General features: G+C 36.0%; 9 protein-coding genes and 1 riboswitch. Of the genes, 5 read left to right on the top strand and 4 right to left on the bottom strand.

Features of this window, described 5'->3' with window-relative positions; translation table 11 throughout:
• The first annotated feature begins 36 nt into the window (after positions 1-36).
• The 5 genes from MHI57_RS05835 (at position 37) to MHI57_RS05815 (ending at position 7,070) form a co-directional block, all read left to right on the top strand.
• Positions 37-1,968, top strand: a complete 1,932-nt coding sequence (locus MHI57_RS05835; protein WP_328197633.1) for an ATP-dependent DNA helicase — start codon at positions 37-39, stop codon at positions 1,966-1,968.
• A gap of 218 nt (positions 1,969-2,186) precedes the next feature.
• Positions 2,187-3,707 (top strand): carboxypeptidase M32, encoded by a 1,521-nt coding sequence (locus MHI57_RS05830; protein ID WP_095372811.1) that lies wholly within the window; start codon positions 2,187-2,189, stop codon positions 3,705-3,707.
• A 26-nt stretch (positions 3,708-3,733) separates the two neighbouring features.
• Positions 3,734-4,645: a DMT family transporter gene (locus MHI57_RS05825; RefSeq protein WP_340975365.1), complete on the top strand. Its 912-nt coding sequence runs from the start codon at positions 3,734-3,736 to the stop codon at positions 4,643-4,645.
• Between the two features lie 298 nt (positions 4,646-4,943).
• Positions 4,944-5,045, top strand: a riboswitch (purine riboswitch).
• A gap of 118 nt (positions 5,046-5,163) precedes the next feature.
• Positions 5,164-5,763: a xanthine phosphoribosyltransferase gene (locus MHI57_RS05820; protein ID WP_340975363.1), complete on the top strand. Its 600-nt coding sequence runs from the start codon at positions 5,164-5,166 to the stop codon at positions 5,761-5,763.
• Complete coding sequence (locus tag MHI57_RS05815) at positions 5,760-7,070, top strand: nucleobase:cation symporter-2 family protein (RefSeq protein ID WP_340975361.1); 1,311 nt, start codon at positions 5,760-5,762, stop codon at positions 7,068-7,070. The genes MHI57_RS05820 and MHI57_RS05815 overlap by 4 nt, the downstream gene beginning before the upstream one ends.
• Before the next feature lie 323 nt (positions 7,071-7,393).
• On the opposite strand, the gene MHI57_RS05810 is transcribed toward MHI57_RS05815, so the two are convergent.
• From MHI57_RS05810 to MHI57_RS05795, 4 genes are all read right to left on the bottom strand, one after another.
• Positions 7,394-8,008 carry a PH domain-containing protein gene (locus MHI57_RS05810; RefSeq protein ID WP_095372815.1) on the bottom strand — a complete coding sequence of 205 codons (615 nt, stop codon included), beginning with the start codon at positions 8,006-8,008 and terminating at the stop codon, positions 7,394-7,396.
• A gap of 376 nt (positions 8,009-8,384) precedes the next feature.
• Positions 8,385-9,521: a stage II sporulation protein P gene (gene spoIIP / locus MHI57_RS05805; RefSeq protein ID WP_340975359.1), complete on the bottom strand. Its 1,137-nt coding sequence runs from the start codon at positions 9,519-9,521 to the stop codon at positions 8,385-8,387.
• A 418-nt stretch (positions 9,522-9,939) separates the two neighbouring features.
• A complete protein-coding gene (locus MHI57_RS05800; RefSeq protein ID WP_340975358.1) occupies positions 9,940-11,028 on the bottom strand; it encodes a hypothetical protein in 1,089 nt (362 codons plus the stop codon).
• A gap of 503 nt (positions 11,029-11,531) precedes the next feature.
• A complete protein-coding gene (locus MHI57_RS05795) occupies positions 11,532-12,014 on the bottom strand; it encodes a DUF1641 domain-containing protein (protein ID WP_095372818.1) in 483 nt (160 codons plus the stop codon).
• Positions 12,015-12,035: the final 21 nt, after the last annotated feature.

Raw genomic sequence — 12,035 nt, 5'->3', positions numbered from 1 at the left:
AATAGGGTTCATAAAAGAAGAAAACGGGGGAACGTCATGCAACAGAGTCAGATGCCGTTTACGGTTGAAAAAACAGAATCATTCTACGAGAAACTTGGGGATTGGATTGGTGATGTATTCTATGATCTACTTCCAGAGAGTGGATTTGATATACGCGATGAACAAATTTATATGGCCTTCCAATTAGAAAATGCGATGAAAGATCGAAAGGTCGTATTTGCTGAAGCAGGAGTGGGAACAGGAAAAACCATAGTCTATTTATTATATGCCCTTTGTTACGCGCGGTACCGCCACCAGCCTGCGATTATTGCTTGTGCTGATGAAACGTTAATTGAACAGTTAGTAAAGCCAGAAGGAGATATTGCCAAGTTAGAGAAAGCTTTAAATTTAAATATCGATGTTCGTTTAGCTAAATCAAGAGAGCAATATTTATGTTTGAATAAGCTGGATAAACAGCTAGCATCGATTGATAGTGATGATATCTTTATGGATGTACACGAAAGCCTCCCATCTTTTGTTGAGGAAAATGTCTCGATGAAAAAGTTTACTCCTTATGGTGATCGCAAAAGCTATCCGGAGCTGACTGATGATCAATGGGAGCAGATTGGTTGGGACTCTTTGCAAGATTGTTTCACTTGTGAAAAACGTCACCGTTGTGGACAAACATTGCATCGAGACCATTATCGCCAATCAACAGACATCATTATTTGCTCGCATGATTTTTATATGGAACATATTTGGACAAAGGAATCAAGGAAGCGAGAAGGACAGCTACCACTATTGCCAGAAGCTTCAAGTGTTGTCTTTGATGAAGGACATTTGTTAGAATATGCTGCTCAAAAAGCTTTAACTTATCGACTAACTGAACAAATTTTAGAGTCTTTATTAACGAGATTAATGGCGAACGATGTACGTGAAAAAACATTGCATACAATTGAAGATACAATTTACCAAAGTGAAATGTTCTTTCGCATACTATCACAAACGACTGAGAAAATTACAGGCTCTGAAAAACAAATGATTAAACGAGAGAAAGCTTTAATAGACGAGGCGAAAAAACTATTTGCCCATATTAGTCAGCTAGAAGAAGAACTCGTGTTTGAGAGTGAAATGTATGTCATTAATGAATACGAACTAAAGGTTGTGGAAGAGTATCTTGAGCAGATATCCTATTCTTTATCACTATTTATTAAAGACCAAAGTGGTATCGCCTGGTTTGAAGAAGAAAAAGAAGAAAGAACATTGATCATTATGCCGAGATTGGTAGAAGAAATTATGAGAGAGGAAGTATTCTCTCAGAACATTCCTTTTATCTTTTCATCAGCAACTTTATCTGAAGACCAATCGTTTAACTATATTGCGAAAAGCTTAGGTGTGGATGATTTTCTTTCCTTCACAGTAGAATCACCATTTGATTACGAAAATAATATGACTGCCTTGGCACCATTCTTTGAGACAGGCGACCATCAACAAAAAATGGATTATATGATTGCGCAATTAAATAAAGTGCAAGGTGGTAGTTTACTTCTTTTTTCAAAGAAAGAAGAGTTAGCATTGTTTAAAGACTATGCAGAAGGAAAACTTACCTACCCGATTTATTTTGAAGGTGAAGCAGAAATCAGTACGCTCGTTTCAAAATTCCAAAATGAAGAGCAGTCCATTCTTGCGTCGGTTCATTTATGGGAAGGGCTGGATATTCCTGGTGCATCGCTTGAAAATGTCTTTATCTATTCATTACCTTTTCCACCTAATGACCCAGTGTTCCAATCAAAAAGAGAACAAACAAGTAAGGCTTTTGAAGAGGTGGACATGCCTTATATGTTGTTGCGCATGAGACAAGGAATTGGCCGTCTTATTCGTACAAATGAGGATCATGGTACAGTGCATATATTACTAGAAGATGATCAACCTGGAGATGTGAAAGATAAAGTGTTTAAAATACTTCCTGTGGAAGTGAATATACGGTAAAAATGAAAAAGGAGAGACTTGTCTGGTCTCTCTTTTTTTGATTCTACTGGTTGATTTTTATTATATATGAATAGTTTTTTTCTTAAAATTAAGCGAAAAAACAAATGGTTAATTGAGAATGAAGCGCTGTTAGGCCAATATAGTGATATTAAACAACAAGTTTTATAGAAAGGAATATGCTAAAATAAACCTAGAAATAAGAAGGGGGAAAGACGAAGATGAATGCGACGATGTTAAGCATTGAAAAAGAGTTTTTAGCGTTTGTTAAAAAAATGATGGCTTATAAAGAGGCTGTTTCACTCATGTACTGGGATTTAAGAACCGGTGCGCCGAGAAAAGGTGCCGAGCAACGATCTGAAACGATCAGTATGTTATCTTCTGAATTATTTGCAATGTCAACGAGCGAGGAGATGGCAGCATACATAGGAAAACTAAGTAATAAAGAGGCAAAGGAGAGTCTTTCAGAACGGACAAATAGATTGGTAGAAGAATGTAAGAAAGAGTATGACTTAAACAAGAAAATACCTGCAGATGAATATAAAGAATATGTTACAATTCAAGCACATGCAGAAACGATTTGGGAAGAAGCGCGAGAAAAGTCTGATTTCGCAATGTTTTTACCCTATTTAGAAAAACTTGTGTATTATAATAAACGTTTTATCGGTTACTGGGGATATAAAGAACATAAATACGATACATTATTAGATCAATATGAACCAGGGATGACAGTAAAAACCTTAGATGAAGTGTTTGGTAAGTTACGTCAATCGATTGTTCCATTAGTGAAAGACATCGCTGACTCACTGAATAAACCAAGTACAGATTTCCTTTATGATACTTTCCCGAAGGCAAAACAAAAGGAATTCACACTGCAAATTCTTGATCAAATGGGTTATGATTTTGATGCAGGTCGTCTAGATGATACGGTACATCCATTCGCCACTGGTATTAATCCTGGAGATGTCCGTATTACAACGAGATATGACGAGAATGATTTTCGCATGGCTGTATTTGGTACGATTCATGAAGGTGGACACGCCATATATGAGCAAAATATTTCTAAGGAGTTGGTAGATACACTTCTTTGTGATGGCGCATCAATGGGAATCCATGAATCGCAATCACTGTTTTACGAAAATTTTGTTAGTCGTCATCAAGGGTTCTGGGAACATAATTTTGAACTGCTCAATCAATATGCCCCAGACCAATTTGACCGCATTACCTTAGATGAATTTTATCGTGCAATTAATGAATCTAAGCCATCTTTGATTCGTATTGAGGCGGATGAATTAACCTACCCACTTCATATTATGATTCGCTATGAATTAGAAAAGGCAATATTTAATGATGAAATAGAAGTGAAGGATTTACCACAGCTATGGAATGAAAAATATGAAGAATATTTAGGGGTTACCCCTAAAACTGATGCTGAGGGTGTGTTGCAGGACGTTCATTGGGCAGGCGGAAGCTTTGGATATTTCCCATCTTACGCGTTAGGCTATATGTACGCAGCACAATTAAAACAAAGTATGTTGAAGAGTATACCTGAGTTTGATCAATTGTTAGAAGAGGGCAATCTTACCCCTATTAGAGAGTGGTTAACTGAGAATGTCCATCGCTACGGGCGTATGAAAGAGCCATTAGAAATCATTCAATCGGCAACTGGAGAAGGCTTAAATGTACAATATCTTATTGATTATTTAACAGATAAGTATCGTGCAATTTATCAACTAAACTAGATATCGCTAGAAACGGGGAGTGGAAGATGAAACGTATTCTGCCCTTTATAATGATTGCGGCTGGAGCAAGTTTATGGGGAATTATTGGCTTATTTGTGAAGGGATTAGCTTCTGCTGGTTTCACTTCAATGGAAATCGTAGCGATTCGCGCTATTTTTGCTGTTTTATTTTTATTGCTGATAGGTGTTATCCATTATCGCCAAGAGATGAAGTTACACGCTGTAGGTGATGTACGGTACTTCCTGGGTACAGGCATTTGTAGCATCGTGTTATTCAATTTTTGTTATTTCACGACAATGAGTGAGATGAGTATTTCCATGGCAGTTATATTTCTTTATACAGCACCTGCATTTGTAACGATTCTATCATTTATGTTTTTAAAAGAGAAAATGACAATAAATAAAATTATCGCCGTTATTATGACAATGGCAGGTTGTATATTAATTGCAGGCTTAGCTTTAGGAGAGAGTCAAATAACCATTTTAGGTATAATTACTGGTTTAGGCTCAGGTATTGGTTATGCACTTTATACAATATTTGGTAAATTTGCACTCAACCGCTATTCTCCGTTTGCCGTAACATTTTTCACTTTTATTATCGCAGCTGTTGTGCTTATACCAATAACAAGTTTGTGGGAGAAAAGTACACTCTTCATACAAACTGATGTCATGCTTTTAAGTGTTGGCCTAGGGCTTATACCAACAGTACTTGCTTATATTCTTTATACAAAAGGGTTAGAGAAAACAGAAGGAAGTACAGCCGCAGTCATTTCCACAGTTGAACCTGTGGTTGCTACAATAATGGGTGTATTATTATTTAATGAAAGCCTTGTTTGGTTACAAGTAGTGGGTGCCCTGTTTATTGTCGGTTCAGTTGTTGTGGTGAACTTACCGCAAAAGAAAAGGAAGCGCTATACAAGCGATGAAATCACCCAATAATGACGATTATTAAGATATTTAAACATCTGAACCTATTCATTGAAGTAGGTTTAGATGTTTTTTTGTTAGAAATGATATTGTTTGCAGAAATATCAAGAGTAAAGATGATTTTAAGAGAAGGGAACATTTTTATCATGGTTATTTCTTTATATAAACGGAGTAACGGAAAATGAGATTTTAGAAAATTACCAATAATATACGAATGATAATTACATGAAATTCTCTATTGTTCGTTTTTTCTATCATTATCCTATTGAATTTTTGAAGTCGCATGATATAATGATAGTAATTCAAATTAAATAACTTAATAGTTGTCATTCATATAATAGCGGAAATATGGTCCGCGAGTTTCTACCGAATAACCGTAAATTATTTGACTATGGGTGAGCAAGTGGAGGAGTAGTCTTTATCTGCTCTTGTTTCCACACCTTTAAAACCTAAAGGTCCTTGCTGCACTCAAGTTGAAAGTGAAGCGGATGACTTTTAGGTTTTTTGTATTATAGCCAAGGGGGATAATTATGGAGCTGCTTAAAGAAAAAATCAAACAAGAAGGAAAAGTACTTTCAGATACTGTTTTGAAGGTAGATTCTTTTCTTAATCACCAAATTGATCCTGAGCTTATGTTAGAAATAGGCAAAGAATTTGCAGCTCGGTTTAAAGAAGAAGGCGTGACGAAGATACTTACATTAGAATCTTCAGGGATTGCTCCAGCTGTCATGACTGGATTATATTTGAATGTACCTGTTGTCTTTGCTAGGAAAAGAAAATCCTTGACATTGGCTAATGATTTGTTAACTGCAGAGGTGTATTCATTTACAAAACAAGAAACCAATGAGATTTCAGTATCGCAAAAATTTATAAGTGAAAATGACCGTCTGTTAATTATTGATGACTTCTTAGCAAATGGGCAGGCAGCTCTAGGCTTAGCGGATATCGTGGACCAAGCGAAAGCATCTATCGCTGGTATGGGCATTGTCATTGAAAAGGGATTCCAAGATGGAGGAAAACAATTACGCGAAAAAGGTTATAAAGTTGAATCTTTAGCAATTGTTCAATCACTTGCGGATAGCAAGGTTACTTTTACACAAGTTGAAGAGATGGAGGAATCCTCAAAATGAATCAAAATCCGTTGAAATTAGCTTCCCTAGGAATACAACATGTGCTGGCCATGTACGCTGGAGCAGTTATTGTCCCATTGATTGTTGGTGGTGCCCTAGGTTTAACAGCAGAGCAATTAACCTATCTTGTATCAATTGATATTATGATGTGTGGGATTGCGACATTATTGCAAGTTTGGAAGAATAAATTTTTTGGTATCGGTTTGCCTGTTGTTCTAGGTTGTACATTTACAGCAGTAGGGCCGATGATTACAATCGGCGGAAACTATGGTATTACATCCATTTATGGTGCCATTCTTGTTTCTGGATTGTTTGTAATATTGGTTGCTACTTTCTTTGGTAAATTGGTTAGATTTTTCCCTCCTGTTGTAACAGGATCAGTTGTGACAATTATCGGATTAACTTTAGTTCCTGTAGCTATGAATAATATGGCTGGCGGGGAAGGTAGCCCAGATTTTGGTTCAACGGAAAATGTTATCTTAGCTTTTACAACGCTTCTTGTTATCTTAGTTTTGTATAAGTTTACAAAAGGCTTTGTACGTGCTATTTCGATTTTAATTGGTATTATTGTCGGAACGATTATTGCTTCTATCATGGGGAAAGTGAATTTTTCAGCGGTTGGCGAGGCGTCATTCTTCCATATGCCACAGCCATTTTATTTCGGAATGCCTACATTTGATTTGATTCCGATTCTTACAATGATTCTCGTGGCAATGGTCAGCCTTGTCGAATCTACGGGTGTATATTTCGCATTAGGTGATATTACGAATAAAAAATTAAAAGATAAAGACTTAGCAAACGGTTATCGTGCAGAAGGATTAGCGATCGTCTTTGGTGGTATTTTTAACGCATTTCCATACACAACTTTTTCGCAAAATGTAGGTTTAATTCAATTATCAGGTGTAAAGACCAAAAATGTTATTTATGTTGCTGGTGCATTTTTAGTCATTTTAGGGTTAGTACCTAAAATCGGTGCCTTAACAACAGTTATCCCATCTTCTGTTCTGGGTGGAGCCATGCTTGCTATGTTTGGTATGGTTATAGCATCAGGAATTAAAATGTTAAGCAAAGTAGACTTTAACTCACAAGAAAACCTACTCATTATCGCTTGTTCTGTTGGGCTAGGTGTAGGGGTTACATTTGTTCCAACGATCTTTGCGAATCTACCAGAAAATATCCGTATAATTACTGAAAGCGGAATTGTGGTTGGGAGTTTAACGGCAATTATTTTAAATATCGTTTTTAATATGCTTGGCAAAAAGAATGGAGTAAATGAAGAGCAAGTTGAGCAAGCGAAAGCTTCTTAATAGGTAATGGAAAGCAGCTGATATTCAAGTCAGCTGCTTTTCTTTGCTTTAAAAAAAGGCGGTTCAAATCCGATTCATTAAAAGTCGATTTGATTATTCGTCTTTGATATAAAAATGGATGATAGCAGAGGAAAAAAGGATTGCTCGTTCATCGAGAGAGAAATCGTCAAAAGGGATTTGCTCGTACATCTAAAGGAAATGCAAGATATTCGAGCAAAACTCGTTTTATTAGATATGTACTACGAACTGCTGATACATAAGAAAGTATAAACGACATGCCTTTGCCTTTTGTTTCATCTATAATCGGCAAGAATCTTTTCTGTTTAGTTATTAATATATTTTTCGAACACTGAACCGAAGTCTTTTTCATGTAGTTGATTTTTACTTGAGTCAAGCCAATTAAATGAAAATTCCGTGAGTGCTTGGAATTGTTTTGCTAGATCTTGTTCACCGATTCTCGAATTATGTAGAACTTGCACAGCTTTATCAAGGCTATCATTGGCCATTTTTAACATAATTTTGTTTTCATACACTTTTTCAGCAATATATAATAAGGCCTTATATAAATCTTTCAATTCATCTACTTGTTTTTTATCAACATCAATACTGAATGGGATACTACCAAGATTAAATTTAATCTCTACATCTAAATCAATCTTACCAGCTGTTTCTAACTTTACGTCACTGACGTCAAATTGGAAGTAAGGATAACGCTTCATGACTCTTTTTGAAGAGATTGCGTTTTGTCCATCAATATGAATTAAACCTAAGTTAGTAAAGCAATATTCATCACTTTTCGTCATGATAAGAAAATAGATTTTTTCATTATCTTCATGACGTACAAAATCATCTGATTGTGTTTTATCAAAATCCTCTGGTTTTATAATTTTTCCGATATCTGATAAGCCTAATGCATCTGAAGCAATTTTTTTAAACATTCAAATACGCCCCTCTGTAATATAATTAGTCGATTGTTTCCAACTATCATTATAAGGGATATTACATTAGATTTGCATCACAGATTTGTAAAATTTAAAATAAGTATGAAGTCAATTAAGAAGAAAGAATGAAAGAAACTAATTAATGCTTAATAGCGATTTACTTAACCAACTTAATTAAAAATTCGAGTTCGTTCCACTTGCACCAATCGGAACTTGAATCTGATAATCTCTCCCAAATAATTAAGTTTATATCAACCCTACTATAAATTCCTTTGATCTCTTTATCTATATCAATTGTAAGTAGGGTGAAATGTGACAGTTAAATATATCCCCAGTAAACAGCGACTACTCAAAATGAATAGTCGCTGTTTAATTACTGAGATTCTACTTCTTTTTGCTTCCAGTAATATTCACTAAAAATATCGGCAAAGGCATCTGTACTATTATCAAGTTCTTCACGGTTATTGTCGACACCGCCGACTTCTAGAAGGATGGCGCGATCGGATAAGTCTTGGTTGTAGACACCATTGCCTACTGAGTAATCTTTCTTTAAGACTCCTCTACTTAGACCAGGGTATTTTTCCTCTACAGCTTTATTAAGATCTTCTGCCAGTTTTAAATTCTTTTCGTAATTCTTACTCTCTGCACCGACAACAAAGAAGAGTCGAGCATAACTTTTACCATTAATGTCAATAGTAGTGACATCTTTTCTCTGTGAATCTCGATGAATATCAATAATGTAAGTTAAGTTTTTATTACTAGCCAATGCCTCAGAAACGAAATCTCTTGCCCTTGTATAAGCATCATTATGCTGTAATCCTTGACTATGCAATGCTTCTGTCATATTTGTTCTGTTATGTTCAACGCCGATACCCTCAGCATGTAAATCCTTTTGTAGTTTAGAACCAACTGAGATCACATTATACTTTTCATCATTACTTACAGCGTCGTCTGCTGTTTGTGCTTCTTTTATAAATGGAAGGTAAGATTCATAGCTATGTGAATGATAAATATACACATTTTTTTCTTTAGGTGAAGTTGTTCCTTCCTGCTCGTCATCGTTATTATCATCATCGTTTCCGAAAGTCTCTTTGTCTTTTATTAATTTATCCATTGGTACGTTTGTTGACTCAATTGGTAAAGTTGTATAATCTGTTCCTTTTCCAGCGATGTGAATTTTGCCATCGAAAAAGGAGAATAAAGGAAGTTCTCTACCAAGGAATGTTCGTGGATCCTCAGGTGTAATACTTGTTGCAAACTTAAAAGCAAGGTCAGAGATAGCCACTTCTTCAATCGCATCCTCACTAATAAAACTTTGGTTAGCACTTTTTAATAAGTGTAGATAAATGGAATGCGATTGAGGTCCATTGATGACAGAACTAGCAATATCAGAAGACATCTTTATTGTGACGAGTGCGACGGTACTTGCTAAAAAAATGCAAGCAATAGTAATGGAGAGAGCAGTAGTGTTAATAAATAGAAATAACTGATAGCCTTGTGATTTTTGCATATCATCCATCCTTTCTATTAAAATGCTTATGAAGAAAAAGAGAGAGATATGCTAAATTTAAGACTATCAATTTTGCCTTTTATAAAAAAATAACTAATTGTGGATATAAAAATAGTAGAGATAATGGAAGGTTACAAAACTGCTCTTATATCCAAGTAGGGATAAAAAATGGGTGTATCTTTTAAAGTCACTCAAATTAGAAAATAGAGTTGAGCGCCTCGTAAATTGGATTTGGAAGCCAATAATTAGAATCAAGCTGAGCTACTTAAAATGAACGTGAGGGTAAAGTGAGTGTGGCGTAAATCAATAAAACTACTAAAAAAAGAGGGCACGAGACAAGATGAGTAGGGCAAAATCAAAATGCGCTACTAAAAAGAGGAGAAGCGACAAGATGAGTAGGGCAAAATCAAATGCGCGACTAAAAGGAGGAGAAGCGACAAGATGAGTAGGGTAAATCAAAAAGCGCGACTAAAAAGAGAAGAATTAACAAGATGAGTAGGGTAACCTCAAAAAGCGCGACTAAAAAGAGAAGAAGAGACAAGATGAGTAGGGTAACCCCAATATGCGCGACTAAAAAGAGAAGAATCAACAAGATGAGTAGGGTAAAATCAAAAAGCGCGACTAAAAAGAGAAGAATCAACAAGATAAGTAGGGCAAAATCAAAAAGCGCGATTAAAAAGAGGAGAACCAACAAGATAAGTAGGGCAAAATCAAAAAGCGCGACTAAAAAGAGAAGAATCAACAAGATGAGTAGGGTAACCTCAAAAAGCGCGACTAAAAAGAGAAGAAGAGACAAGATGAGTAGGGTAACCCCAATATGCGCGACTAAAAAGAGAAGAATCAACAAGATGAGTAGGGTAAAATCAAAAAGCGCGACTAAAAAGAGAAGAATCAACAAGATAAGTAGGGCAAAATCAAAAAGCGCGATTAAAAAGAGGAGAACCAACAAGATAAGTAGGGCAAAATCAAAAAGCGCGACTAAAAAGAGAAGAATCAACAAGATGAGTAGGGTAACCTCAAAATGCGCGACTAAAAAGAGAAGAAGAGACAAGATGAGTAGGGTAACCCCAATATGCGCGACTAAAAAGAGAAGAATCAACAAGATGAGTAGGGTAAAATCAAAAAGCGCGACTAAAAAGAGAAGAATCAACAAGATAAGTAGGGCAAAATCAAAAAGCGCGATTAAAAAGAGGAGAACCAACAAGATAAGTAGGGCAAAATCAAAAAGCGCGACTAAAAAGAGAAGAAGCGACAAGATAAGTAGGGCAAAATCAAAAAGCGCGACTAAAAAGAGAAGAATCAACAAGATGAGTAGGGTAACCCCAAAATGCGCGACTAAAAAGAGAAGAATCAACAAGATGAGTAGGGTAACCCCAAAATGCGCTACTAAAAAGAGGAGAATCAACAAGATGAGTAGCGCGAAATTAACCCCTGCTACTAAAAAAAGAAGAACCAACAAGATAAGTAGGGCAACCCAATTCCCGCTATAAAAGAGAAGAACCAACAAGATAAATAGCGCAAACCCCGTTTCGTATAAAACCTCCTTTTAGAAGGCCACCATTGCTGTGACGGACCTTGACAAACATTTGAAGGGGATTGATTCCATATGAGAGAATCAGGCTTGAAAGCTTGATAGGGTTAGCCTTTTTTACGGGCTTGTTGAGGTTGCGTGGGGGATAACTAACGGTCGTATTTGATTAATGATAGATCATCAAAGCTGTATAAGGTAGATAATCTTAGCAGCATTTAGGAAAAAAACAGAAATGAAGATCGAGCACCAAAATAGACACTCATCTATGAGATTAAGTCATGGTATAAGAATAGCTTTAGGAAGTGAACGATTAACTAGAAAAGAAAGGAGGATGATGAAGTCCTCTATCTCGATAAGTTAGGTTTTATATGTAGCCAGAGGAAGAGGGGGGAGAATCTTTCTTTGTATAACTTTTATATTGCTCAGGGTGAATGATAATGAAAAACCTCCCACAACAATCGAGTGGGAGGTTTACTGCATTATTTATCTTCTTTTAATTCCCTACCCATGCCTTTAAGGAAATGAATACCGAATCCAATAGCGCGATTAATATCAGGGTCATTTAAAACTTTGGCCAATTGCATAATACCAATTTTCTTTTCTTCATGTAAGAAGTTTTTTCCTTCGTCCATGCCTGATACTGCACTTTTAATGAGTTTTGTTGTTTGTTCAGGGTCAGCTTGCATAAGTGCACCAGTTGCACCCATTAATGTGTTAATCAAGTTGGTTACAGGTTCTTTTGTGACTTGACCAAGTGCTACTTTAGCAATTTGTTCTTTCCCTTTTAACATGGAATTGGCTGCATCAAGCATACCTGCTTGTTGTAATTCGCCAATAAGAGCCATGATACTTTGTACTGCTTGATCATTTTCAGTGAGTAATGATTTTAATTCGTTAAGCTTTTGCTCTTGTTCAAGTGCTTCATTTCTCTCACGATGAATTTCAGTAATAGGCGCTGCCATAATGAATCACCTCTCCAATCT

The sequence above is a fragment of the Cytobacillus sp. FSL K6-0129 genome, assembly GCF_038007625.1.
Lineage (GTDB): Bacteria > Bacillota > Bacilli > Bacillales > Cytobacillaceae > Cytobacillus > Cytobacillus kochii.
Note: the sequence above shows the minus strand (reverse complement) of the source record. Positions and strands in the feature narration are given on the sequence as shown.